Origin of the sequence: Pseudomonas sp. RIT-PI-AD, from assembly GCF_025642785.1 — a bacterium.
GTDB lineage: Bacteria > Pseudomonadota > Gammaproteobacteria > Pseudomonadales > Pseudomonadaceae > Pseudomonas_T.
This window is the reverse complement of record NZ_JANZKU010000003.1, coordinates 108730-133020: the sequence shown is the minus strand read 5'-3', so window position 1 is coordinate 133020 and position 24291 is coordinate 108730. Positions and strand designations below refer to the sequence as shown.

The 24291-nt window shown below is 69.2% G+C and carries 17 protein-coding genes; 7 read left to right on the top strand and 10 right to left on the bottom strand.

Annotation, left to right across the window (positions count from 1 at the left end):
* Nucleotides 1–126: 126 nt before the first annotated feature.
* From OGL92_RS03705 to OGL92_RS03695, 3 genes are all read left to right on the top strand, one after another.
* Nucleotides 127–1311: an efflux RND transporter periplasmic adaptor subunit gene (locus OGL92_RS03705; protein ID WP_263140610.1), complete on the top strand. Its 1185-nt coding sequence runs from the start codon at nucleotides 127–129 to the stop codon at nucleotides 1309–1311.
* A complete protein-coding gene (locus tag OGL92_RS03700; protein WP_346659481.1) occupies nucleotides 1308–4463 on the top strand; it encodes an efflux RND transporter permease subunit in 3156 nt (1051 codons plus the stop codon). Before OGL92_RS03705 ends, OGL92_RS03700 begins: the two co-directional genes overlap by 4 nt.
* A gap of 181 nt (nucleotides 4464–4644) precedes the next feature.
* Complete coding sequence (locus OGL92_RS03695) at nucleotides 4645–5823, top strand: multidrug effflux MFS transporter (RefSeq protein ID WP_263140604.1); 1179 nt, start codon at nucleotides 4645–4647, stop codon at nucleotides 5821–5823.
* A gap of 111 nt (nucleotides 5824–5934) precedes the next feature.
* Here the strand turns inward: OGL92_RS03695 and OGL92_RS03690 are convergent, their stop codons facing one another.
* Nucleotides 5935–9846: an EAL domain-containing protein gene (locus OGL92_RS03690; RefSeq protein ID WP_263140600.1), complete on the bottom strand. Its 3912-nt coding sequence runs from the start codon at nucleotides 9844–9846 to the stop codon at nucleotides 5935–5937.
* A gap of 128 nt (nucleotides 9847–9974) precedes the next feature.
* The gene (locus tag OGL92_RS03685) at nucleotides 9975–10988 is read right to left on the bottom strand and encodes a zinc-binding alcohol dehydrogenase family protein (RefSeq protein ID WP_263140597.1); all 1014 of its coding nucleotides are present in this window, start codon (nucleotides 10986–10988) and stop codon (nucleotides 9975–9977) included.
* Between the two features lie 158 nt (nucleotides 10989–11146).
* On the opposite strand from OGL92_RS03685, the gene OGL92_RS03680 reads away from it, so the two are divergent.
* Nucleotides 11147–12073, top strand: a complete 927-nt coding sequence (locus tag OGL92_RS03680) for a LysR family transcriptional regulator (protein WP_263140596.1) — start codon at nucleotides 11147–11149, stop codon at nucleotides 12071–12073.
* 3 nt (nucleotides 12074–12076) lie between these two features.
* Here the strand turns inward: OGL92_RS03680 and OGL92_RS03675 are convergent, their stop codons facing one another.
* From OGL92_RS03675 to OGL92_RS03665, 3 genes are all read right to left on the bottom strand, one after another.
* On the bottom strand, nucleotides 12077–13027 hold the full coding sequence (locus tag OGL92_RS03675; protein ID WP_263140594.1) for an adenosine deaminase: 951 nt from the start codon (nucleotides 13025–13027) through the stop codon (nucleotides 12077–12079).
* Nucleotides 13028–13109: 82 nt separating this feature from the next.
* Nucleotides 13110–14078: a 2-oxoglutarate and iron-dependent oxygenase domain-containing protein gene (locus OGL92_RS03670; protein ID WP_263140592.1), complete on the bottom strand. Its 969-nt coding sequence runs from the start codon at nucleotides 14076–14078 to the stop codon at nucleotides 13110–13112.
* Between the two features lie 120 nt (nucleotides 14079–14198).
* Nucleotides 14199–15281 (bottom strand): BMP family ABC transporter substrate-binding protein, encoded by a 1083-nt coding sequence (locus tag OGL92_RS03665; RefSeq protein ID WP_263140590.1) that lies wholly within the window; start codon nucleotides 15279–15281, stop codon nucleotides 14199–14201.
* A gap of 205 nt (nucleotides 15282–15486) precedes the next feature.
* On the opposite strand from OGL92_RS03665, the gene OGL92_RS03660 reads away from it, so the two are divergent.
* The gene (locus OGL92_RS03660; protein WP_263140588.1) at nucleotides 15487–16572 is read left to right on the top strand and encodes a calcium:proton antiporter; all 1086 of its coding nucleotides are present in this window, start codon (nucleotides 15487–15489) and stop codon (nucleotides 16570–16572) included.
* A gap of 220 nt (nucleotides 16573–16792) precedes the next feature.
* Here the strand turns inward: OGL92_RS03660 and OGL92_RS03655 are convergent, their stop codons facing one another.
* Nucleotides 16793–18154: an 8-oxoguanine deaminase gene (locus tag OGL92_RS03655; RefSeq protein ID WP_263140585.1), complete on the bottom strand. Its 1362-nt coding sequence runs from the start codon at nucleotides 18152–18154 to the stop codon at nucleotides 16793–16795.
* A 575-nt stretch (nucleotides 18155–18729) separates the two neighbouring features.
* Nucleotides 18730–19095 carry a MerR family transcriptional regulator gene (locus tag OGL92_RS03650; RefSeq protein WP_263140580.1) on the bottom strand — a complete coding sequence of 122 codons (366 nt, stop codon included), beginning with the start codon at nucleotides 19093–19095 and terminating at the stop codon, nucleotides 18730–18732.
* An 80-nt stretch (nucleotides 19096–19175) separates the two neighbouring features.
* On the opposite strand from OGL92_RS03650, the gene OGL92_RS03645 reads away from it, so the two are divergent.
* Both OGL92_RS03645 and OGL92_RS03640 read left to right on the top strand, forming a co-directional pair.
* On the top strand, nucleotides 19176–19595 hold the full coding sequence (locus OGL92_RS03645; RefSeq protein WP_263140578.1) for a hypothetical protein: 420 nt from the start codon (nucleotides 19176–19178) through the stop codon (nucleotides 19593–19595).
* Between the two features lie 232 nt (nucleotides 19596–19827).
* Complete coding sequence (locus tag OGL92_RS03640; protein WP_346659480.1) at nucleotides 19828–20220, top strand: transposase; 393 nt, start codon at nucleotides 19828–19830, stop codon at nucleotides 20218–20220.
* A gap of 148 nt (nucleotides 20221–20368) precedes the next feature.
* Here the strand turns inward: OGL92_RS03640 and OGL92_RS03635 are convergent, their stop codons facing one another.
* The 3 genes from OGL92_RS03635 to OGL92_RS03625 all read right to left on the bottom strand — a co-directional run bounded on the left by OGL92_RS03635 (nucleotide 20369) and on the right by OGL92_RS03625 (nucleotide 24151).
* On the bottom strand, nucleotides 20369–21295 hold the full coding sequence (locus tag OGL92_RS03635) for an ABC transporter permease (protein WP_263140575.1): 927 nt from the start codon (nucleotides 21293–21295) through the stop codon (nucleotides 20369–20371).
* Between the two features lie 53 nt (nucleotides 21296–21348).
* Nucleotides 21349–22452: an ABC transporter permease gene (locus OGL92_RS03630; protein ID WP_263140574.1), complete on the bottom strand. Its 1104-nt coding sequence runs from the start codon at nucleotides 22450–22452 to the stop codon at nucleotides 21349–21351.
* 163 nt (nucleotides 22453–22615) lie between these two features.
* Nucleotides 22616–24151, bottom strand: a complete 1536-nt coding sequence (locus tag OGL92_RS03625; RefSeq protein WP_263140573.1) for an ABC transporter ATP-binding protein — start codon at nucleotides 24149–24151, stop codon at nucleotides 22616–22618.
* Nucleotides 24152–24291: the final 140 nt, after the last annotated feature.

Below are 24291 nucleotides of genomic sequence, written 5' to 3'. Positions count from 1 at the left end.
GGGACTTACAAAAGGATGGATTGTATGGGCTTGAGCCGTCCTTTTCCGTTTACAAGCGTGAATGTATGTAACAGCATGTCACCTTTTCCCGCAAAGCTTTCGTGCCCCCTCTTGGGAGATGTCTCTATGCTCGCTCGCTCCGTTCCCCTTGCGCTCTCGGCCATCGCCCTGAGCCTGCTGCTCGATCCGAGCGCCCGCGCCCAGGATCAGGCAGGGGCGGCGGCGCCTCCCGCCGAGGTGCTGGTGGAAACCGCCCGAGCCAAGGATTTCCCGCTGGTTCAGGAGTATCCCGGCCGGACCGCCGGGTACAAGGAAGTGGAAGTGCGCGCCCAGGTCAGCGGCATCCTGGTGGAACGTGCCTACCAGGAAGGCAGCAAGGTGAAGAAGGGCCAGGTGCTGTTCCACATCGACCCCCGCCCCTACCAGGCGGCGCTGGATCGCGCCAAGGGTGCGCTGGCCCAGGAACAGGCGCGTTTCCGCCAGACCGACCGCGACCTGAAGCGCATCCGCCAGTTGCAGGACCGCGGCTTCGCCAGCGGCAGCGAGCTGGACAACGCCATTTCCAATTTCGAGCAGAGCAAGGCCAACATCGAGGCGGCCAAGGCCGAGGTGCAGGCACGGCAGATCGACCTGGACTACACCACGGTGAAGTCGCCGATCTCCGGCATCACCAGCCGCGAGGTGCGTTCCGAGGGCAGCCTGGTGGCCGCCAACGACGCCAATTCCAGCCTGCTCACCCAGGTCACCCAGCTCGACCCGCTGTACGTCAACTTCGCCTACCCCGACCTGGAGATCGAGCGCATGCGCACCGACCTGCAGGACGGCAGCCTGAAGATGCCGGCGGACGGCAAGCTGGTCGCCGAGATCAAGTTCGCCAATGGCGCGGACTACGGTTCCGTCGGCCACGTCGACTTCACCGACAGCCTGATCACCCGCGGCACCGGCACCGTCAGCGCCCGCGCCAGCGTGCCCAACCCGGAGCAGACGCTGCTGCCCGGCCAGTTCGTGCGGGTGGTGGTGAAGGGGCTGGTCTACCCGAACGCCATCGCGGTGCCGGAGAAGGCGGTGTCCCAGGGCCCGCAGGGCACCTTCGTGTACATCGTCGACGGCGACGGCAAGGCCCAGGCGCGCCCGGTGAAGACCGGCATCACCGCCGAGCACCGCTGGCTGATCAAGGAGGGCCTGAAGGACGGCGACCCGGTGATCATCGAGGGCGGCACCAAGCTGCGGCCCGGCAGCCCGGTCAAGGTGGTCCAGCCCGACCCGTCCGGCGCGCAACCGGCCAAGGCGGCCGAGGGAGCGGCCTCGTGATCTCGCGTTTCTTCATCGACCGGCCGCGCTTCGCCACGGTCCTCTCGATCATCATCGCCATCGCCGGCCTGGTGGCCATGCGCGGCCTGCCGGTGGCGCAGTACCCGGATATCGTGCCGCCGCAGGTGGTGGTCCAGGCCAACTACCCGGGCGCCAGCGCCGAGGTGATCGCCAGCACCGTGGCGGCGCCCCTGGAACAGCAGATCAACGGCGTGCCGAACATGATCTACCAGAACTCGGTGGCGTCGAGCAGCGGCCAGTTGCGCATCACCGTGTCCTTCGAAGTGGGCACCGACCCCGACCAGGCCACCATCGACGTGAACAACCGCGTCGCCGCCGCCGAGGCCAAGTTGCCCGAGGAAGTCCGCCGCCAGGGCGTCCAGGTGCAGAAGCGCTCGGCGTCGATCCTCCAGGTGGTGACCATGTACTCCCCGGACGGCAGCCGCGACCCGCTGTTCCTCAGCAACTACGCGCTGATCAACGTGATCGACGAGATCAAACGCTTGCCCGGCGTCGGTGATGCCTCGCAGTTCGGCGCCAAGGACTACTCGATGCGCGTCTGGCTGCGTCCGGACAAGCTGGCGCAGTACGGCATGACCCCCAGCGACGTGGCCGAGGCCATCGGCGGGCAGAACTCGCAGTTCGCCGCGGGCAGCTTCGGCCAGCAACCCATGGGCGAGGCCCAGGATTTCACCTACACGGTGACCACCCAGGGCCGCTTCGCCGATACCGCCGAGTTCGAGAACATTCTCCTGCGCACCGACGCCAACGGCGCCAGCCTGCACCTGCGGGACGTCGCCCGGGTGGAACTGGGCGCCAAGGACTACGCCTTCAACGCGACCCTCAACGGCCAGCCCGCCGCCGCCTTCGGGATCTACCTGCAACCGGGCGCCAACGCCCTGGATACCGCCGCCGCGGTGCGCGACGCCATGCAGCGGATGTCCAAGCGCTTCCCCGAGGGCGTGGCGTTCCGCATTCCCTACGACACCACTCACTTCGTCCAGGCTTCCATCCACGAGGTGGTGAAGACCTTCTTCGAGGCCATGGCCCTGGTGGTGCTGGTGGTCTTCATCTTCCTGCAGAACTGGCGCGCCACGCTGATCCCGATCCTGGCGATCCCGGTGTCCCTGGTGGGCACCTTCGCCGGCATGTACATGCTCGGCTTCTCGATCAACCTGCTGACGCTGTTCGGCATGGTGCTGGCCATCGGCATCGTGGTGGACGATGCCATCGTGGTGATCGAGAACGTCGAACGGGTGATGCGCACCGACAACCTGAGCCCCCGCGAGGCGGCGATCAAGGCGATGGGCGAGGTGACCGGGCCGATCATCACCATCGTGCTGGTGCTCTGCGCGGTGTTCGTGCCGGTGGCCCTGCTCGGCGGCCTGGCCGGGCAGATGTACCGCCAGTTCGCGATCACCATCGCGATTTCCGTGGTGATCTCCGGGATCGTCGCGCTGACCCTCAGCCCCGCGCTCTGCGCGGTGCTGCTCAAGCCCGGCGAGCACGAGCCGGCGGCGCCGTTCCGCTGGTTCAACCGTCACTTCGAGCGGGTCACCCGCGGCTACAGCGCCGGCGTGCGCTTCTTCGTCCGGCGCGCCCTGATCGGCCTGGCGCTGTTCGCCGGGATGATCGCCATCACCGTATGGATCTTCGGCCGGGTGCCCAGCTCGCTGGTGCCGGACGAGGACCAGGGCTACATCATCAGCGCCTATTACCTGGCGCCGGCGGCCTCCCTCGACCGTACCGCCAAGGTGACCGCCGACGTCACCCAGCGGCTGATGGAAAACGAGGCGGTGGCCAACGTGGTGACCTTCACCGGCTTCGACGTGCTGAGCTTCGGCCAGCGCTCCAACGCCGGCGTGTCCTTCGTCCCGCTGAAGGACTGGGAAGAGCGCACCCAGCCCGAGCTGGACGCGCGTAACTTCGTCCGCACGGTGATGGGCATGGGCTCCGACGAGACCAAGCGCAACGCCACGGTGCTGGCGTTCAACCCGCCGCCGATTTCCGGCATGAGCACCACCGGCGGCTTCGAGGCCTACATCCAGGATCGTGCCGACCACGGCACCGCCGGCCTCGCCGAGGTCAGCCGCAAATTCACCGAGGCGGCGGCCAAGCGGCCCGAGCTGGCCGGGGTGCGCAGCACCTTCGACGCCAACATCCCGCAGTACTACGTCGACCTCGACCGCAACAAGGCGCGCGCCCTCGGCGTCCCGGTGAACGACGTGTTCGTCGCCATGCAGAGCACTTTCGGCAGCTTCTACGTCAACGACTTCACCCTCTACGGGCGCACCTTCCAGGTCAGCATGCAGTCGGAGTCGGAGTTCCGCAGCAAGCCGGAGGACCTGAGCCAGGTGTTCGTCCGCGCGCAGAGCGGTGAGATGATCCCGTTGAGCGCCCTGGTCACCGTGCGTCGCGTGCTGGGGCCGGACACCTTCGAGCGGTTCAACGTGTACCCCTCGGCGAAGGTCATGGGCAGCCCGGCGCCCAGCTACAGCTCCGGCCAGGCCTTGCAGGCGGCGCAGGAAGTGGCCGACGAGGTGCTCGGCGACGACTACAGCCTGGCCTGGACCGGTTCCGCCTACCAGGAGGTGAAGACCCAGGGCTCCGGCAGCACCGCGTTCATCTTCGGCCTGGTGATGGTGTTCCTGATCCTCGCCGCGCAGTACGAGCGCTGGACCCTGCCGATCGCGGTGATCACCGCGGTGCCCTTCGCGGTGTTCGGCGCGATCCTCGCCATCTGGCTGCGCGGCATCGCCAACGACGTGTACTTCCAGGTGGGCCTGGTGACGTTGATCGGTCTCGGCGCGAAGAACGCCATCCTGGTGGTGGAGTTCGCCGTGCTCTGCCGCCAGCAGGGCATGGGCATCCGCGAGGCGGCGCTGGAGGCGGCGCGCCTGCGCTTCCGGCCGATCGTGATGACCTCGCTGGCGTTCATCCTCGGTGTCGTGCCGCTGGCGATCAGTGCCGGCGCCGGTTCCGCCAGCCGGCACTCGATCGGTACCGGGGTGATCGGCGGGATGCTCGCCGCCACCGCCGTGGCCATGTTGTTCATCCCGATGTTCTTCGTGCTGGTGGAAACCCTCGGCGAGCGCTTCGGCAAGGGCAAGCGCCAGGCCGTCGCGCCGACGTCCCCCGGCGGGCATCCGTGAGCCCCGCGCCGGACCCTCGCGGAGCGGGCGGTACTCCCTCGCCGCTCCGCGGGGCCCGGCCGGCGGCGGGTACGCCGGCGCGGGCGTTCCGTCATCCCGTCCGGCCGGACCGGCGAACGCCACGGCGGATCGGGCGTCAGGGAAAGGTAGCCTGCGTTTCCCGTGTTTTTCTGGATACCCCATGAATCTGAGAGTTTTGCTGATCCTCGGCGCGCTGAGCGCCTTCGGCCCCATGGCCATCGATTTCTACCTGCCGAGTTTCCCCGCCCTGGCCCTGGCCTTCGGCACCGATGTCGAACACGTGCAAATGAGCCTGGCCGCCTACTTCATCGGCCTGGCCATCGGCCAGCTGGCCTACGGGCCGCTGGCGGACCGCTTCGGCCGGCGCCGGCCGCTGCTGGCCGGGGTGACGCTGTTCACCCTGGCGTCCCTCGCCTGCGCCCTGGCGCCGAGCCTGGAATGGCTGATCGCCGCGCGCTTCGTCCAGGCGCTGGGGGGCTGCGCGGGCATGGTGATCTCCCGTGCCGTGGTGCGCGATCTCTGCGACCCGGTGAGCTCGGCCAAGGTGTTCTCGCAGCTGATGCTGGTGATGGGCCTGGCGCCGATCCTCGCGCCCTTGGCGGGCGGGCTGCTGCTGGACAGCTTCGGCTGGCCGTCGATCTTCGTGGTGCTGACGCTGTTCAGCGCGCTGAGCGGCATCGGCGTCGCCCTCTGGCTGCCGGAAACCCTGAACCGCGATCACCCGGTGGCGCCGCTGCGCGGCGCCCTCGGCGAATACAAGCGGCTGTTCGGCGACCGCTCGTTCATCGCCTATGCGCTGACCGGTGGCGTGGCGATGGCCGGGATGTTCGCCTACATCGCCGGTTCGCCCTTCGTGTTCATCCAGCTCTACGGCGTGCCGGCCGAACACTACGGCTGGCTGTTCGGCAGCAACGCGGCGGGGTTCATCCTGGTGGCGCAGATCAACGCGCGCCTGTTGCGCTGGCGCGGCCCGGCCTATTGGCTGCGGCGCATCGTCTGGGTCTACCTGAGCTGCGCGGTGGCGCTGCTCGGCCTGGCGGCGTTGCACACCCAGGCCTTGTGGCCGCTGCTGATCCCGCTGTTCGGCTGCATCGCCAGCCTCGGCTGCATCATCCCCAACGCCTCGGCGTGTGCCATGGCCGGCCAGGGTCGCCATGCCGGCAGCGCCTCGGCCTTGCTCGGGTGCCTGCAGTTCGGCGTGGCCGCCCTGGCGGCGGCGATGGTCGGCGTGCTGCACGATGGCAGCGCGCTGCCCATGGCGCTGGTGATCAGCGTCTGCGGGGTGGTCGCGGTTATCGCCGCCCTGACGACCGCACGCCTGACCACCCCGATGCAGTGAAGGCGGGCGCGCGCGATCCCTCGCGGATCGCCGGAGCGTCCTTGAAAGACCCGCTCGCCGTGGGCGAACCCGGCTGTAGCGAGTGGCGGGTGGCCCGCCGGGCCCGCCGGGCTAGAGAATGCGTGGCGCCAGGGGGCGTGAGCGGGGGCGCTGGCGCAACCAGGCGACGAAGCCATCGGGCGGCAGCGGCGGGCTGAACAGATATCCCTGACAGCGTTCGCAGCCGAGCTTTTTCAAGGCCGCGAGTTGCGCGGGTGTCTCCACCCCTTCGGCGATCACCCGCAGGTCCAGGCTGTGGCCCAGGGCGACGATGCTGGCGACCAGGCGCAGGTTACAGTCGTCCATCGGCACGTTGTGCAGGAAGCTCTGGTCCACCTTCAAGGTGTCCAGGGGGAAGCGCCGCAGGTAGGCCAGGGACGAATAACCGGTGCCGAAGTCGTCCACCGCCAGGCTCACCCCCAACTGCTTCAGTCCGGCCAGGGTCTGTTGCGCCAGGGTGGCGTTGTCCATCAAGGCGCCCTCGGTGATCTCCAGCTCCAGGCAGGCGGCCGGCAGGCCGCTGGTTTCCAGGGCCCCGCGCACCTGCCCGAGCAGTTCCGGCTGGCGGAACTGGCGCGGCGAGAGGTTCACCGACAGGACATCCAGCTGCAACCCGCTCTGCCGCCAGTCCTGCATCTGCTGGCAGGCCTCGCGCAGTACCCAGGCGCCGACCGGCACGATCAGGCCGGTATCCTCGGCCAGCGGAATGAAGTCCGTCGGCGACACCAGGCCGTGCTCGGTCTGCCAGCGCAGCAGCGCCTCGACGCCAAGGATGGCACCGCTGGCCGCGTCCACCAGAGGCTGGTAATGCAGGACGAACTCGCCCTGGCGCAGGGCGCGGCGCATCCGCGACTCCAGTTCCAGGCGGGTACGCGCGCGCTCGGTCAGGGCTTCGGTGTAGAACCTGAAGGTGTTGCGGCCTTCCGCCTTGGCCTGGTACATCGCCGCATCGGCGTTGCGGATCAGGTCGTCGCAGTCGCGCGAGTCGTCGGGGTACAGGCTGATGCCGATGCTGGCGCCGAGGTAGGCCTCGCGGTTGTCGGCGAGGATGAACGGGCTTTCCATCAGGCTGAGCAGGGAGCGCGCCACCCGCGCGGCTTCCTCGGGCTGGCGCAGGTTCTCCAGCACCACGAGGAATTCGTCGCCGCCCAGGCGGGCGAGGATGTCGGTTTCGCGCAGGCGCTCGCGGAAGCGCCCGGCGGCGGTGGCCAGCAACTCGTCGCCGACCTGGTGGCCGAGGCTGTCGTTGATGGTCTTGAAGTGGTCCAGGTCGAGGAAGAGCACCGCCACCCGTTCGTGGCGGCGGTGCGCGGTTTCCAGTGCCTGGGTCAGCCGCTCGTGGCCGTAGAGGCGGTTGATCAGGCCGGTGAGCGGGTCGTAGTGGGCCATCCGCGCCAGGCGCTCCTGGCTTTCCTTGAACGAGCTGATGTCGGTGAACACCAGGACGAACTGCGGGTTGTCCGCCGGGCAGTCGCGCACTCGACTGGCGTTCAGCCACAGGGGGATCAGCGAACCGTCGGCGCGGCGGCTCCACAGCTCGCCCTGCCAATGCCCCTGCTTGCGCAGGGTGCGCCAGAGCTCGCGGTAGTCGCGGCGGTCATCGGCGCCGTTGAGGGTCAGCGGCAGGCGCTGGCCGAGGGCCTGTTCGCCGCTGAGGCCGGTGAGTTCGTCGAACGCCGGGTTGGCGGCGAGGATGCAGCGCCGGTCGTCGATCACCAGTACCGCCTCGCGGGTGCTTTCGAACACGGTGGCGGCCTGGCGCAACGCCTCTTCCTGGCGTTTTTGCGCGCTGATGTCCTGCAACACGGCGATCAGGTAGTCCGGTGCGCCCTGGGCGTCGCAGACCAGGGTGGCGTTCAGGCTCATCCACAGCAGGCTGCCGTCGGCGCGCCGGTAACGCGCCTGGAGGGCGTAACGGCTACGCGTGCCGGCGAGCAGGTGGCGGTCGCCTTCGAGGATGCCCGGCAGGTCCTCGGCGTAGACCAGGCGCTCCATGCGCTGGTCGAGCAGCGCCTCGCGGGGGTAGCCGAGCATCTGGCAGAGCAGGTTGTTGACCCGCAACCAGCGCCCGTCGAGGGATTGGTGGACGATGCCCACGGCCGCATGTTCGAAGATCGCGCTGAAGCGCCGCTCGCTGGTTTCCCGCTCCGCCTGCAAGCTCTGCTGACCGATGGCGAGCACCACCAGGCGGCTGAATTCGGTGACCAGGGCGATGTCCTCGTCGCTCGGGCGGCGGGTCTCGTTGTAGTAGACCCCGAGGGTGCCGAGCACTTGGCCGGCGTCGTCCTTGAACGGCAGCGACCAGGACGCATGCAGGCCGCAGCGGGCGGCCAGCTCGCGGTAGCGCGCCCAGTCCGGATGGCGCTGGATGTCCTCGGCGATGGTGATCTCGCCGCTGAGCGCGGCGTGTCCGCAGCAGGCGGCCCCGGTCGCCACCGGCAGGCGCGCCAGCTTGGCTTCGCAAGCGGCCGGCAGGCTGGGCGAGGCGTGCACCCGCAGGTGCTGATGGTCGGCTTCCATCAGCATCACCCGCACGTGCATGTGCGGGCCGAGGGTTTCCAGGCGCTGGGCAATGTTCAGCAGGATGGCGTCCAGCGGGCTGCGCTTGAGCAGCTCGTCGAGCACGGCGTTGCGCGCTTCCTGGATTTCCAGGGCCTGGTACTTGGCCTGGATGTCGCTGAGGCTGCCGCGCAGGCCGCCGTTGTCTTCGTCGCGCCCCAGTTGCAGTTCGACCCAGCGCAGGCGCCCATGGGCGCAGCGCAGGCGGCATTCGCCGGACCAGGACGCGCCGGTACCGGCGAGCAGCGCGGCGCCCTGCTCGGCGATGCGCGCGGCGTCTTCCGGGTAAAAGAACTGGATCAGCGGCAGGCCGAGGCTGGCGCGTTCGCAGTGGCCGCTGAGGGTGGTCCAGGCCGGATTGAGGAAGCTCAGGCAGCCCTGGCCGTCGAGCAGGAAGATCGTCTCGTTGAGGCGGTCGACCAGTTGCCGGTGGCGGCGTTCGCTGACCAGCAGCGCGGCATGGGTGGCCTTGTGCAGGCTCAGGTCGATGTCGACCCGGTAGAGCTCCGGGCGGTCGTGGCGGTTGTGCAGGATCAGGTGGCTGGAATACACGGTCAGCGGCGTGCCGTCGCGGTGCTGCTGGGCGGACTCGGCGGCCGGGATCGCGAGTCCGCCGATCATCCAGCGGTCGATGGCCTCGGCGGTCCGTTCGCGCAGCGCCGGCGGCACGATGAGCGCCTCCAGGCGCTGGCCCATGGCCTGGGCCACGCTGTAGCCGTAGAGCTGCTCGCTGGCCTGGTTCCAGTAGATCACCCGGCGCTCGCGGTCGTAGCCCTGCACGGCGATCCGCGGCGTCTGCTCGAACAACTGGCGGAAGCGCTGCTCGCTTTCCCGCAGGGCCTCTTCGTCGCGCTTCTGCGCGCTGATGTCCTGCAAGGTGCCCAGGGCGCCGTTCTCGCAGGGCTCGCCGCGCAGGCACAGCCAGCGGACCGGCTGGTCGCCGGGGCGGTTCAGGCGCGCGTTGACCATCAGCGCGTGGCGTTCCCTGCGCAGGGCGGCCAGCGCCCGGCGCACCGCCCCGCGGTCGGCGGGATGCAGCCAGGTGACGAAGGTTTCCGGGTCCTTGACGACGGTGCCCTCGGGGCGCTCGAGGATTTGCAGCGCTTCGTCGGAGAAATGCAGCGTGTCGGTGTACCACCACAGGCCGAGGTCGGCATCCCGTTGTGCTTGGCGCAGGTACAGGGTCTGGGCGCGCAGGTCGCCCAGCAGGCGGACCTGGCGGGTCTGCCCGTGACGATTTGTGAGGTAGATCAGCGCGCTGCTGAGCAGGACGAAGGCCAGGCCCTTGAGGGATTGCAGGCTGGTGCGGGTGTCGCTGTCGAGCACCCATCGGCCGATCAGGTGATCGCCGATCAATACCCAGCCGGCGCTGAACAGCAGATACACACAGGCGAGACGGAGCGACTGGGACGAGTCGATGCGCATCCTGGCTCCTCGAATGGCCGGGTGCCCCGAACGTGAGGTTCCGGGGTCAAGGCGAGAGTCTAGACCCGCCCGGCACAATTCGCCGCGACCCGTCGTCCGGACGGCGCCGCTCGCCGTCGGACCCTGGCCTAGAAACCTTCCAGGACGATCTTGCCCTTCGCGGTGCCGCTTTCCAGCAGGGCGTGGGCGCGCCGCAGGTTGGCCGCGTCGATACGCCCGAAGCGCTCGGCGAGGGTGGTGCGCAACACGCCGCTATCGACCAGCTCGGCGACGCGCTCCAGCAGCCGGTGCTGTTCGATCATGTCGGGGGTCTGGAACAGCGAGCGGGTGTACATGAGCTCCCAGTGCAGCGACAGGCTCTTGCGCTTGAGCTTGCTTACGTCGAGGGTGGCCGGGTCGTCGATCAGCGCCAACTTGCCCTGGGGTGCCAGTGCCTCGACGATTTGCTCCAGGTGCTGATCGGTGTGGGTCAGGCTGGCGACGTGGGTCACCGAGCCGACGCCGATGCGCTGGAGCTCTTCGTGCAGTGGGCGGCGGTGGTCGATCACATGGTGCGCGCCGAGCTCGCGCACCCAGGCCTGGGTCTCCGGGCGCGACGCGCTGCCGATCACCGTCAACCCGGTGAGTTGGCGGGCGAGCTGGGTGAGGATCGAACCGACGCCGCCGGCCGCGCCGACGATCAGCAGGCTCTGGCCCTTGGACGTCGGGCCTTCGGCGATGCCCAGGCGTTCGAAGAGCAACTCCCAGGCGGTGATCGCGGTCAGCGGCAGGGCCGCGCTCTGGGCGAAATCCAGCGAACGCGGGCGATGCCCGACCACGCGCTGATCCACCACGTGCAATTCGCTGTTGGCCCCCGGCCGGTCGATCGCGCCGGCATAGAAGACTTCGTCGCCGACCTGGAACAGGTCTACCTCGGCGCCCACCGCCTTGACCACCCCGGCGACGTCCCAGCCGAGCACCTTGGGCTCGCCGTTCTCCGGCTGGACGTTGCGGCGGATCTTGGTGTCCACCGGGTTCACCGAGATGGCGCGGACCTCCACCAGCAGGTCGAGGGGGCCGGGCGTGGGCTCGGGCAGGTCGATGTCCAGCAGGGACTGAGGATCGTCGGTGGGCAAGGACTGGCGGTAGGCGATGGCTTTCATGGCGTGCTCCGATAGGCAGGGGAAGGGGCGAGAAGCGCGCTTCGACGACTGGACGAAGCGACTTTGCAGGCCGCTTGGGGACGGACTCCATGCTCGGCTATTTCGCTACGAAGAAAAACCCGCTACTAAAGCGAGAGTCTTTCAACGGAATTTTGATAATGCTGCGCCTGGACGATCTTCAGTTGTTCGTACGCACCGCCGAATGCGGCAGCCTGTCCGCCGCCGCGCGCCTGCTGGAATGCTCGCCGGCGGTGGCCAGCGCGGCGCTGAAACGCCTGGAGCGGCAGTTGCAGACCCGCCTGTTGGTGCGCTCGACCCGCAGCTTGCGGCTGACCGCGGAGGGCGAGCAGTTCCTCGTGCACGCCCGGGCCGCCCTGGTCAGCCTGGAGGAAGGGCGCCAGGCGTTGCACGGCGCGCGCGCGGAGATCGGCGGGGTGCTGCAACTGGCGGCGCCCTCGGATTTCGGTCGCAACGTGCTGCTGCCCTGGCTCGACGACTTCCAGCTCGAGCACCCCGGCCTGACCCTGCGGCTGTTGCTCAGCGACCATGTCGCCGACCTGTTCCGCGCACCGGTGGACATCGCCCTGCGCTATGGCGAGCCGGAAGACTCCAGCCTGGTGGCGCTGCCGGTGGCCCCCGGCAACCGCCGGGTGCTGTTCGCCGCGCCCGGCTATTTCGCCCGTCAGGGCAAGCCGCGCCAGGTGGAAGACCTGGCGCGGCACAACTGCCTGCTGTACATGCTCGGCGGACGGGTCCACGACCAGTGGCGCTTCACCGCGGGCCGGCGACTGCTGGAGGCGAAGGTGAGCGGCGACCGCCTCAGCGACGACGCCGACGTGGTGCGCCGCTGGGCCCTGGCCGGTCGCGGGCTGAGCTACAAGTCCTGGCTGGACGTGGCCGGCGACCTGGCGGCCGGGCGCCTGGAACTGGCGCTGGAGGAACTGCGCGGTGAGGCCGCGCCGCTGAACCTGATCTGCGCCCATCGCGCCCAGTTGAGCGAGCCGGTGCGGCTGCTCCAGGCGTTCCTCCGCCAGCGCTGCGCCGAGCTGTTGGCGCGTGCGCCCTGGGCCGAGCGCCCGGCCTGAGCCTCAGCGCACCAGGCGTGCGTCGAGGCTGTTCTGTGCCAGGCGCCGGGCCTGCTCCTCGGTCATCCCGAGGCTGTCGTGCAGGGCCTGGAAGTTCTCGGTGACGTAGCCGCCGAAGTAGGCCGGGTCGTCGGAGTTGACCGTGACCTTCACCCCGCGCTCGAGCATGTCGAGGATGGTGTGCTGGTTCATGTCTTCGAACACGCACAGCTTGGTGTTCGACAGCGGGCAGACGGTCAGCGGGATCTGCTCGTCGATCAGCCGCGCCATCAGCCGTTCGTCCTCGAAGGCGCGCACGCCATGGTCGATGCGCGACACCTGGAGCAGGTCCAGGGCTTCCCAGATGTAGGCCGGCGGGCCTTCCTCGCCGGCATGGGCGACGGCGGCGAAGCCCTCGGCGCGGGCGCGGGCGAACACCCGCTGGAATTTGCTCGGCGGGTGCCCGACCTCGGAGCTGTCCAGGCCCACCGCGATGAAGGCGTCACGGAACGGCAGCGCCTGGTCCAGGGTGCGTTGCGCGGCGTCCTCGGACAGGTGGCGCAGGAAGCTGAGGATCAGCCCGCTGCCGATGCCCAGCCGCGCGCGGCCGTCCTTAAGGGCGCTGGCGATGCCGGTGAGCGCCACCTCGAAGGCGATGCCGCGGTCGGTGTGGGTCTGCGGGTCGAAGAAGGGCTCGGTATGGATCACGTTCTGCGCCTTGCACTTCTCCAGGTACGCCCAGGTCAGGTCGTAGAAGTCCTGCTCGGTGCGCAGCACGTCGGCGCCCTGGTAGTAGAGGTCGAGGAACTCCTGCAGGTTGTTGAAGGCGTAGGCCTTGCGCAGGGCCTCGACGTCGTTCCAGGGCAGGGCGATCTTGTTGCGCTCGGCCAGGGCGAACAGCAGTTCGGGCTCCAACGAGCCCTCCAGATGCAGGTGCAGTTCGGCCTTGGGCAAGGCGTTGAGCCAGTCGTACATGGTCGGTTCTCTCTCAGGCGATGGGCGTCAGTTTAACCGCTCGCCCGCCCGGCGTCGGCTGGCCCGGCGCCGGGCCAGCCGACTAGCGGGGCGCCGTTGGCTCGCGGCGATAGGCGTAGGTGGCGGCGAAGCGCGACAGCAGCCAGTCGGCGCAGGTGGTCGGCGGGTAGCGCGGCGGGTTGGCGGCATCGGCGCACCCGGGCAGGCAGGCGATCTCGGTGTCCGGGTGCGGTTCGGCGAAGAACGGCAGGGCGTAGCGGTCGATGCCCAGCGGGCTGATCACCCGGTGCGGGGTCGAGGTGTAGCGGTCGTTGCTCCAACGCGCCAGCATGTCGCCGATGTTGACCACGTAGGTGCCGGGGATCGGCGGGGCGTCCAGCCAGTGCCCGTCGCGGCTGCGCACCTGCAGGCCGCCGGCCTGGTCCTGCTGGAGCAGGGTGATGCAACCGTAGTCGGTGTGCGCGCCGGCGCCCGGCTGGTCGGCGCTGCTGGCGCTGGCCCGCGGCGGATAGTGGATCATCCGGAAGACGCTGGCCGGCTGTTCGAAGCGCCGGTCGAAGAAGTCCCGCTCGACGCCCAGGGCCGGCGTCATGGCGCGCAGCAGGGTTTGCGCCAGGGCTTGCAGGTCGGCGTAGTGGGCGTCGAGCAAGGCGCGCCAGCCGTCCAGTTGCGGATGGCGATTGGTGCCGCGCAGGGGTTTGCCGGCGAGCACCTCGGGGTGCGACGCCGGCAGGTCCAGGCCCATGTCGAAGGTTTCCTTGAGGTCGCTGGGCAGCCCGGGATCGAGCTGCTCGGTGGCGATGGCGCCGTAGCCGCGATGGTGGCGGGTGCGGGTGATGTCGATCCGCAGCTTTTCGTCCAGCGGCAGGGCGAAGAAGCGGCGCGCCGCGTCAAGCAGCGCGTCGAGGCGCGCGGCGGGAATCGGATGGCCTTCGATGTAGAAGAAACCCCAGTCGCGGCAGGCCGCGTCGATCCGTTCGGCGACGCGCGCCCAGGCGCTGGCGTCGGGCCGGTACAGCGGGCTGATGTCGATGATCGGCAGTGCGTTCATGCGGGCTCCTGAACGGCGGGCACGGGCCTTCCCGTGCCGGTGGTGAAAGGCGGGCGGGGCGGCACGGGAAGGGCGCCGCCGCCCGGCCGCGATTGCGGCGTAGTGCGATCGTTTCGCCGCCTACTGCGGCAACTGGGCCTGGATGCCCTGCACGTAGTAGTTCATCCCCGCCAGGTCGGCGTTGCTCGCGGTAACGCCCTCGGCGATGCGCAGCGTTCCGCTCTGGTCCTTGATCGGGCCGGTGAAGGGGTGGAATTCGCCGGACTTGATCCGTGCGATCAGCGCTTCCGCCTCGCCCTTGACCTCGGCCGGCACCAGGTCGCTGATCGGCAGCTCGATGGTGCCGTCGCTCAGCCCGCCCCAGAAGTCCTGGGGCTTCCAGGTGCCGTCGAGGACCGCCTGGGTGCTTTGCAGGTAGTGCGGCGCCCAGTTGTTGACGATCGAGGTGAGCACCGCCTTCGGCCCGAAGTGCGCCATGTCCGAGGCGTAGCCCACGGAGTAGACGCCGCGTCGCTCGGCCGCCTGGATCGGCGCGGGGCTGTCGGTGTGCTGGAAGATCACGTCGGCGCCCTGGTCGATCAGCGCGTTGGCGGCGTCGGCCTCCTTGCCCGGGTCGAACCAGGAGTTGACCCAGACCACCTTGATCTCGGTGCCGGGGTTGTAGGCGTCCAGGGCCAGCTGGATGGCGTTGATGTCGCGGATCACCTCGGGGATCGGGAAGGAGGCGACATAGCCGACCTTGCGGCTCTTGGTCATCTTCGCCGCGAGGAACCCGCCGACGTAGCGGCCCTCGTAGGAGCGCGCCAGGTAGGTGCCGAGGTTCTTGTCCTGCTTGTAGCCGGTGGCGTGCTCGAAGGCCACCTTGGGGAACTGTTTGGCGACTTTCAGCGTCGGGTTCATATAACCGAACGAGGTGGTGAAGATCAGGTCGTAACCTCCCTTGGCCATGTTGCGGATGACCCGCTCGGCGTCGGCGCCCTCGGCGACGTTCTCGACGAAGTGGGTTTCGATCCTGTCGCCGAGCTGCGCCTGGATCGCCTGGCGGCCCTGCTCGTGCTGGTAGGTCCAGCCATGGTCGCCGACCGGCCCGACGTAGACGAAGCCGACCTTGAGCGGATCGGCGGCGAAGGCGGCGAGGCTGCCGCCGAGGCCAAGGGCGGCCACCAGGCCGCGCAGCAGGCGGAAAGGGGAAGGCTTGTGCATGAGGGGTGGGACTCCTGTGGAAGGTTGCCGGTGTCGAGAGGCGCAAGGGCGATTGCAAAAAATTGACCAACTGGACAAATAGCCCTGGCGCGCGCTTCGCGCGGCCGGCGGGCTCGATCGGCGGCTCGCGCCTGGTGCGCATCCGCCGCGGCCCGCCTCCAACTGGTGCGAACCGGGGCGCAGCGAAGAAAGGGATCGGCAGCGCATGCTCAGCTTCTTGAAAGACGAAGGTTTTCTCCTCCTCGCCGGCTGCGCCACGGTGCTCGCCTATGCCGTCGAACCGGCGCTGCTCGACAACGGCCGGGTGGTGGCGCTCTCGGCGGCGCTGGCGCTGATCGCGGCGATCGTCTGCGCCTCGCTGCGGGTGGCGCACCACGCCGAAGTGCTCGCGGAAAAGGTCGGCGACCCCTACGGCACCATGATCCTCACGCTCTCGGCGGTGCTGGTGGAGGTGGTGGTGCTGGGCATCGTGATGAGCCACGAGCCCTCGCCGACCCTGGCGCGCGACACCATCTACGCGGCGGTGATGCTCGACATCAACGGTATCCTCGGTCTGGCCGCGCTGATGGGCGGGTTGAAGTACGGCGAGCAGGCCTACAACGACGACTCGGCGAAGTCCTACGGGGTGATGATCATGACCGCCATGGGCATTTCCATGGTGGTGCCGGAGTTCATCCCCGCCGGCAAATGGCATGTCTATTCGCTGTTCACCATCGGCGCGATGCTTACCCTCTACGCGCTGTTCCTGCGCATGCAGACCGGCCCCCACAGCTACTTCTTCAGCTACAGCTACCCGCAGAAGAAACGCCCCCGCGAGGGTGTGCCGGACGTCGCCGGCAGCGCGCGGCAATCGATTCTCTGGCTGGTGGTGGGGGTGGCGCTGATCGGCGCCCTTGCCGAAGTTATGGCCAAGGCGCTGGGGATCGGCCTGCGCGGCAGCGGCGCCCCGCCGATCCTCGCCGCGCTGCTGGTGGCGGCGATCTCCGCGGCCCCGGAAATCCTCACCGCCCTGCGCGCCGCCTTGGCCAACCGCATGCAGTCGGTGGTCAACATCGCCATGGGCGCCTCGCTGTCCACGGTGATCCTCACGGTCCCGGTGATGGAAGCCCTGGCCCTCTACACCGGCCAGCCCTTCCAGATGGCCATGACCCCGGTGCAGACGGTGATGGTGGCGATCACCCTGGTGGTCGCCGCGATCAACCTCAACGACGGCCAGACCAATGCCATCGAAGGCATGACCCACTTCGTCCTCTTCGCCACCTTCATCATGCTGAGCCTGATCGGGTTGTGAGGTCGTGGCTCACCTAACCTCCGGGCGGGCTGGCCCAGTGAATGGGCTTTGGGCTAGGGCTGAATCATCTCGGTGGATGAGGAAAGCGTCATCCACCCTACGGGTGTGGGGTGTGCGTAGGGTGGATGAGCTTCACCCATCCACCAGGCAGAGCGTCCTGGGGCAGTGAGGGTGATCGCCGCGTGTGTCTGCGCGGTGGATGAGGAAAGCGTCATCCACCCTACGGGTGTGGGGTCAGGAGGGTCTTGGCCGCTTCGCGGTGGTGGGCGATCAGGGCTGGGAGGTCGAGGCCTTCGACCTGGCCGTCGATCACGCGCCAGTGGCCGCCGACCATCACCCGGTCGGCCCGGTCGGCGCCGCACAGCAGCAAGGCGGACAACGGGTCGTGGCTGCCGGAGAAGCGCAGTTCGTCGAGCTTGAACAAGGCCAGGTCGGCCTGTTTGCCCACCGCCAGCTCGCCGATGTCGTGGCGCCCGAGCAGCCGGGCCGAGCCACGGGTGGCCCAACCCAGGGCCAGTTCAGGGGTGATGCGTTCGGCGCCGTAGCGCAGGCGTTGCAGGTACAGCGCCTGCCTGGCTTCGAGGATCAGGTTCGAGGCGTCGTTGGAGGCCGAACCGTCGACTCCCAGGCCGATCGGCGCGCCGGCCGCTTCCAGCTCCAGGGTCGGACAGATCCCCGAGGCCAGGCGCATGTTCGAACTGGGGCAGTGGCAGACGCCGGTGCCGGCGGCGCCGAGGCGGGCGATCTCCCGGGCGTCGAAGTGGATGCCGTGGGCCAGCCAGGTGCGCGGGCCGAGCCAGCCGACGCTGTCCAGGTAATCCACGGTGCGCAGGCCGAAGCGCTGCCGGCAGAAATCCTCTTCGTCCAGCGTCTCGGCCAGGTGGGTGTGCAGGCGCACGTCCTCGGCCTCGGCCAGGGCGGCGCTGGCCCTCATGATCTCGCTGGTCACCGAAAACGGAGAGCAGGGCGCCAGGGCGATCTGGATGCGCGCGCCGTCGCCGCGCTCGTGGTAGCGGCGGATCAGCCGCAGGCTGTCGTCGAGGATGACTTGGCCGTCCTGCACGGTCTGCTGCGGCGGCAGTCCGCCATCCTGTTCGCCGAGGCTCATCGAGCCGCGGGTGAGCAGGGCGCGCATGCCCAGGGCCCGCACCGCTTCGACCTGCACGTCGATGGCCTCCTCCAGGCCCTCGGGGAACAGGTAGTGGTGATCCGCCGCGGTGGTGCAGCCGGAGAGCAGTAGCTCGGTGAGCGCCACGGTGCTGGCTACCGCGAGCTTTTCCGGGGTCAGCCGCGCCCACACCGGGTAGAGCCTCTTCAGCCAGGGGAACAGCGGCTGGTTGACCACCGGTGCCCAGGCGCGGGTGAGGGTCTGGTAGAAGTGGTGGTGGGTGTTGATCAGCCCTGGCAACACCACGTGCTCGCGGGCGTCGAAGACCTGCTGGCAGGGCGTGGCGGGCGCTTCCCCGGTGGCCAGCAGTTGCACGATGAGGCCGCCCTCGATCACCAGCCCGCCCGCGGCGGCGCGCGGGTTGGCGGTGAACAGGGCGAGGGGGTTCTTGATCCAGATACGGGTGGCAGCCATGGGCCGGCTCCTCTGATGGGTTCAGGTTCGCCAGCTCAGTGTTGCCCTGTCTGCTGATCCAGGGGCGCCGGTGGGCGCGGGGGCGACGATAACCCGTGCCCCGGCGTTTGTCAGCCCCGTCGGGGAGGCGTCGGTTGGGGTTCGCTGGCGCCCGCGACCCGCGTTCTGTCCCGGGCGTCGAGCGAGGAGAAATCAGGCACGGCCCTCGCTGTGATGAGCATGCCGAGGCGCGTTTTGCCGAGGATTTACCGAGCGAGCCTCTCTGGCGCAGAACCCGAGGGCGGGCAGTTGCGGGCGTGTCCCGGCCCTGGACGGAGGTGCGTCGGCCCGTCGAAGGTGAGATTCCCGGCATCGATTCGGTCTGGAGGTCGTCGAGCGGAGGGCGAGCGAAGACGAGTCGACGTGCGGTTCTCGCGCTGTGAATGAGCATGCCGAGGCGGTTCTTGCCGAAGCTTCATCGAGCGCGGTATCCCTGGTGCAAAACCCAAGGTCCGCCGAAGGCGCGATCGGTCCTGGCCTTGCGGATGCCCCTGGGGTTCTTGCGTGGCGCTGACATCGATCCGCTGGCGGGGCGCTCAGGCCAGCGCATCCTCCCGCCGCAGCGGGCAGTCGCTGCCCAGGCGCCCGCGCAGTTCCTCGCGCAGGTGCTGGAGCGCCTCGATCTGCTGGTCGACCCGCGCCAGCTTGTCGCCGAGCAGCAGCCGCACGGCGGTGTCCGGGTCGGCGGCGCGCTCGACGCCGGCGAGGTTGGCACCCACCTCGGCCAGGCTGAAACCCAGGCGCTGCGCGGTCTTGATGTACAGCACCCGCTGTGCGGCCGCCGCCGGGTAGTCGCGATAACCGTTGGCCGCGCGACGCGACGCGATCAGCCCCAGGCGTTCGTAGAAACGCAGGCTGTCGCAACTGACCGAGGCGATTCGCGCCAATTCACCGATACGCATGGAGACTCTCCGGAGGGCTTGACCCTGGAGCTTACTCCAGGCTTTAGCCTGCGCGCTTCCCCCACCTTAGAGGATTCGCCATGTGGAACCCGCGGCACTACCGACGCCTGGTTCGCGCCAGCGCGGGATACGACCTGATCGTCACCGTCGCCTTCTCCACCCCCTGGACCTTCGCGCTGCTGCACGGCGCATTGCAGGGCATCGCCCGCGCACTGGACCTGCCCGGCGAACTCGGCGACTTCGGTCCGGTGCAGGTGCTGATGGCCAACCTGATGGGTTCCATCGTCTGCGTCTGGTCGGTGTTGCGGATCCGCGACCCGCAGCGGCGCTACGGCCGTTATGACGCGGCCGGGCGCGGCCTGTTCGCGCTCTGGCAGGCCTATGCCTTGAGCCAGGGCGCCAGCCTGGTGCTGCTGCCCTTCCTCCTCGCGGAGATCGCCTGGGGCGTGGCGCAGGCGTTGCCGGTGAGGCACCACGCACATTTGCGAGGGGAGGAGTGAGGGAGTGGGACGCGATGGTGCGGCTGTGTTGCTGATCGACGTGGATGAGGGTGTTTTTCGCGGCTGAAGCCGCTCCCAGGGTGCGGTGGTCGAAGGGAGGCTATGCGGGTGGGCGTGGCTTCAGCCACGATGCTTGTCGACTCATCTGGAGGGCAATGGAATGCCTGTCTCGATCCCCGCGTACTCGCGGGATCTACGCAAAGGTCGTCATTCGGAACCTGGCCGCTGCTATTTGCTGACCACTCGCACCGCGCGCCGTGAACCCTTTTTCACCCAGTACACCGCCGCGCGGCTGCTGGTCGGAGAGATGCGCGCCTTGCATGAAGGCGAGCAAGTGGCGTCGCTGGCCTGGGTGGTGATGCCGGATCACCTGCATGGCTTGGTACGGGCGCGAGCCCTCGGGCTGGACGAGCTGATGCGCCTGCTCGAGGGGCGTAGCGCCCGGCGGATCGACCAACACCTGGGTCTGCGTGGCGCGGTCTGGCAGGACGGCTACCATGACCGCGCGTTGCGGCGAGACGAGGACCTGCGCGACGTCGCCCGCTATGTGCTGGCCAATCCACTGCGGGCAGGGCTGGTAAGGCGGATTGGCGACTATCCCGGGTGGGATGCGGTGTGGTCGTAGAGTCCCTCTTCGCGGCTGAAGCCGCTCCCACGACAGAAATATCCCCGCTCGTGGGAGCGGCTTCAGCCGCGAAAACATCCCCAAGAGCTGGAAGAACAACCGTCCCCCAGCCCACCCGTGGGAGCGATTTCAGCCGCGAAAAAACACCTTACCTCCCCGCCTTCCAGGGCTCGCCCAGGGATGCCGGCGCATAGAGGCGGGTCTTGAGGGCGTCGCGGGAGAGCAGCACCAGTACCAGGATGGTGGCCACGTAGGGCAGCATCGCCAGCAGGTTGGCCGGGATCGCCAGGCCGACGCCCTGGGCCACCAGATGGAGGATGCTGGCCAGGCCGAACAGCCAGGCGCCGAGCAGCACGCGGAACACCCGCCAACTGGCGAATACCACCAGCGCCAAGGCGATCCAGCCGCGCCCGGCGGTCATGTTCTCCGCCCACATGGGGGTGTAGGCCAGCGACAGGTAGGCGCCCGCCAGGCCGGCCATGGCGCCGCCGAACAACACCGCCAGCAGGCGCACCCCGCGCACCGGCAGGCCGAGGGCACTGGCGGCGTCGGGATTTTCGCCGACGGCCTGGAGGATCAGGCCGACCCGGCTTTTCAGCAGGCACCCGGCGACCAGCGCGAACAGGGCGAAGGACAGGTAGACCAGCACATCCTGGGTGAACAGCATGTGCCCGAGCAGCGGGAGGCGACTCAGGCCCGGCACGGCGAGGGGCTCGAAGCCCGCCAGGGGCTTGCCGACCCAGCCCGCGCCGACGAACGTCGACAGGCCGACGCCGAAGATCGTCAGGGCCAGCCCGCAGGCCACCTGGTTGGCGTTGAGGCCGAGCGCCACCAGGGCGAACAGCGCGGCCAGGAGTATGCCGGCGAGGCAGGCGAAGAGCACGCCGAGCCAGAGGCTGCCGCTGGAGAAGGCGACGATGAAGCCGATCGCCGCGCCGAACAGCATCATGCCTTCCTGGCCGAGGTTGAGCACGCCGCTCTTCTCGCACACCAGTTCGCCCAGGGCCACCAGCAGCAGCGGCGTGCCAGTGCGCACCATGGCGTAGAGCAGGGGGGACAGGGAATCGATATCCATGGATCAGGCCTCGGCCGGCGCGGGGCGCGCGATGGGGGAACGGGTAGGGCGCTTCATGGGGTCGCGGCCTGGGCGCGCGCCACCGGGACCCGGCGGCGCCAAGTGCGCAGGCGCGGCCGGTAGAGGATCAGCACGTCGCAGGCGAGCAGGAAGAACAGCATCATGCCCTGGAACAACTGGGTGATCGCCTGGGGCAGGTTGGCGGCCATCTGCGCGTTCTCCCCGCCCAGGTAGAGCAGCGCCATCAACAGGCTGGCGAAGAGGATGCCGACGGGATTGAGGCGGCCGAGGAAGGCCACGGTGATCGCCGCATAGCCGTAGCCCGGCGACACCTGCGGGACCAGTTGGCCGATGGGGCCGCTGACCTCGCCGACCCCGGCCAACCCGGCCAACCCGCCGCTGATCGCCAGGGTCAGCCAGACCAGGCGCTTCTCGCGGAACCCGGCGAAGCCGGCAGCGCGGCGGTCGAGGCCGAGCACCTTGATCTGGAAGCCGAGGAAGCTCTTTTGCAGCAGCACCCACACCGCCACCAGCGCCAGCAGGGCGAAGTACAGCCCGAGGTGCACCCGGCCGTCCTCGAACAGCGCCGGCAGGCGGCTGGCGTCGCCGAACATCGCCGATTCGGGGAAATTGAAGCCAGCGGGGTCCTTCAGCGGGCCGTGGACGCAGAACAGCAGCAGGTTCAGGGCGATGTAGTTGAGCATGATGGTGGTGAGGATTTCGTTGGCGTTGAAGCGCGTGCGCAACCAGGCCGCCAGGCCCGCCCAGGCGGCCCCGGCGAGGGTGCCGGCGGCCAGCACCAGGGCCAGCGCGGCGCGGCTTTCCCAGGCGATGAGTTGGAGCGCCACCGCGCTGCCGGCGAGGGCGCCGAGCAGCAACTGGCCCTCCGCGCCGATGTTCCAGATACGCGCCCGGTAGGCCACCGCCAGGCCCAGCGCGCAGAGCAGGATCGGCAGCGCCTTGACCAGCAGCTCGGAGAGCCCGTAGAGGTCCGAGACCGGCGCGATCAGCAGCGTATGCAGGGTGGCCAGCGGCGGGTGACCGAGCACGGCGAACAGCAGCGCGCCGCCGAGCAGGGTGAGCAGCCCTGCCAGCAACGGGGACGACACCAACAGGGCACGCGAAGGGCAGGCGCGCGGTTCCAGGATCAGGGGCATAGGAGACTCACGTCAGGCGGCTTGGATGAATCGGGCGGGCCGGATGCTCCGTCGCGGAACGCTGTCGGGTCGGAGAGCGAACCCGGCCGGCAACGGAGGCGACCCCGACAGGGCGTGCGAAGGACGGGCGCGCGGTTCCGGGTCGCGGGCATAGGAACTCACGTCAGGCGGCTTGGGAGGCGTCGAACTGGCCGGCCATCCAGCGGCCGACCTCCTGGGCGCTCACCTCGGCGCGCGGCTTGAGCGCCGACAGGCGTCCGCCGCAGAGCGCGCCGAGGCGGTCGCTGATCTGCAGCAGTTCATCCAGGTCCTCGGACAGGACCAGGATCGCCGCGCCGGCGTCGCGCAGGGCGATCAGCGCCTGGTGGATCGCCGCCGCGGCACCGACGTCGACGCCCCAGGTCGGATGAGCGGCGACCAGCAGCTTCGGCTGCTGGAGGATTTCCCGGCCGAGGATGAATTTCTGCAGGTTGCCGCCCGACAGGCTGCGGGCCTCCGCCGCGGTATCCGCGGGTCTCACCGCGAAGCGCTGGATGATCGCCTCGGCGAAGGCCCGTACCTGGCCTTGGCGGATCAGCCCGCGGTTCAGCAGCCCCTGTTGGAAGCCGGTGAGCAGGGCGTTGTCGCCCAGGCTCAATTCCGGCACCGCGCCGTGGCCGAGCCGTTCGGCGGGGACGAAGGCCAGCCCCAGGCGCCGCCGGGCGTCCGGCCGCAGGTGCCCGACCGTTCGCCCGGCGAAACGGATCGCCTCGGCCGCGCGGCCGCGCAGGCGGCATTCGCCGGAGAGCAACGCGAGCAATTCGTCCTGGCCGTTGCCGGCGACCCCGGCGATGCCGACGATCTCGCCGCTGCGCACTTCCAGGGAGACTTCCCGCAACGACATGCCGAAGGGGTCGGGGTTGGGCCAGTCCAGCCGCTCCAGGCCGAGGAACGCGGCGCCGCCGCTGGCCTGCGGGTAGCGCGCCTGCAAACCCTCGGCGTCGCCGACCATCAGCCGCGCCAGTTCCAGGTCGCTGCAGGCGGCCGGCACGCAGTGCCCGGATACCCGGCCGCCACGCAGTACCGTGGCCTGCTGGCAAAGGGCGCGGACCTCGCCGAGCTTATGGCTGATGAACAGGATGCTGCAGCCTTCGGCGGCCAGCCGGCGCAGGGTGGCGAACAGGTCCTCGGCTTCCTGGGGCGTCAGCACCGAGGTCGGTTCGTCGAGGATCAGCAGGCGGATGTCCTGCATCAGGCAGCGGAGGATTTCCACCCGCTGGCGCTCGCCGATGGACAGCCCGTGCACCAGGCGCTGCGGCTCCAGCTCCATTCCGTAGCGTCGCGCGACCTCGCGGATGCGCGGCTCCAACTGGCGCGGGGTCCCGGCGGCCCGACCCAGGGCCAGGGCGATGTTCTCCGCCACGGTGAGCGTCTCGAACAGCGAGAAATGCTGGAACACCATGCCGATGCCGAGGGCGCGCGCCTGGGCCGGGTCGCGCACCCGGATCGGTACGCCGTTCCACAGCAGCTCGCCCTCGTCGGCGGCGACCACCCCGTAGATGATCTTCATCAGCGTGCTCTTGCCGGCACCGTTCTCGCCGAGCAGCGCATGCAGCTCGCCGGGCTGGATGCACAGGTCAATGCGATCGTTGGCCAGGCAACCGGGGTAACGCTTGCTGATCGCGCGCAACTCCAGGCGCGGGGGAGGGGGCGGGGCCATGTGCGTATCTCGGAAGGCGACGGATGCCAGGGCGTAGCAAAAAACTGGCCAGGAGGTCAGAAAGCCCGGCGTCGCGGGCTGGCGTCCAAGCGCGGCTCGGAATGGCGGGCTGGTTGCCCGTTGCTGGTGCGCGTCCGGCT

Excerpts from the sequence above, each read along its gene's own strand:
- OGL92_RS03705 (WP_263140610.1), top strand. The coding sequence starts at position 127 with ATGCTCGCTCGCTCCGTTCCCCTTGCGCTCTCGGCCATCGCCCTGAGC.
- OGL92_RS03695 (WP_263140604.1), top strand. The coding sequence starts at position 4,645 with ATGAATCTGAGAGTTTTGCTGATCCTCGGCGCGCTGAGCGCCTTCGGC.
- OGL92_RS03690 (WP_263140600.1), bottom strand. The coding sequence starts at position 9,846 with ATGCGCATCGACTCGTCCCAGTCGCTCCGTCTCGCCTGTGTGTATCTG.
- OGL92_RS03685 (WP_263140597.1), bottom strand. The coding sequence starts at position 10,988 with ATGAAAGCCATCGCCTACCGCCAGTCCTTGCCCACCGACGATCCTCAG.
- OGL92_RS03680 (WP_263140596.1), top strand. The coding sequence starts at position 11,147 with ATGCTGCGCCTGGACGATCTTCAGTTGTTCGTACGCACCGCCGAATGC.
- OGL92_RS03675 (WP_263140594.1), bottom strand. The coding sequence starts at position 13,027 with ATGTACGACTGGCTCAACGCCTTGCCCAAGGCCGAACTGCACCTGCAT.
- OGL92_RS03670 (WP_263140592.1), bottom strand. The coding sequence starts at position 14,078 with ATGAACGCACTGCCGATCATCGACATCAGCCCGCTGTACCGGCCCGAC.
- OGL92_RS03665 (WP_263140590.1), bottom strand. The coding sequence starts at position 15,281 with ATGCACAAGCCTTCCCCTTTCCGCCTGCTGCGCGGCCTGGTGGCCGCC.
- OGL92_RS03660 (WP_263140588.1), top strand. The coding sequence starts at position 15,487 with ATGCTCAGCTTCTTGAAAGACGAAGGTTTTCTCCTCCTCGCCGGCTGC.
- OGL92_RS03655 (WP_263140585.1), bottom strand. The coding sequence starts at position 18,154 with ATGGCTGCCACCCGTATCTGGATCAAGAACCCCCTCGCCCTGTTCACC.
- OGL92_RS03650 (WP_263140580.1), bottom strand. The coding sequence starts at position 19,095 with ATGCGTATCGGTGAATTGGCGCGAATCGCCTCGGTCAGTTGCGACAGC.
- OGL92_RS03645 (WP_263140578.1), top strand. The coding sequence starts at position 19,176 with ATGTGGAACCCGCGGCACTACCGACGCCTGGTTCGCGCCAGCGCGGGA.
- OGL92_RS03635 (WP_263140575.1), bottom strand. The coding sequence starts at position 21,295 with ATGGATATCGATTCCCTGTCCCCCCTGCTCTACGCCATGGTGCGCACT.
- OGL92_RS03630 (WP_263140574.1), bottom strand. The coding sequence starts at position 22,452 with ATGCCCCTGATCCTGGAACCGCGCGCCTGCCCTTCGCGTGCCCTGTTG.
- OGL92_RS03625 (WP_263140573.1), bottom strand. The coding sequence starts at position 24,151 with ATGGCCCCGCCCCCTCCCCCGCGCCTGGAGTTGCGCGCGATCAGCAAG.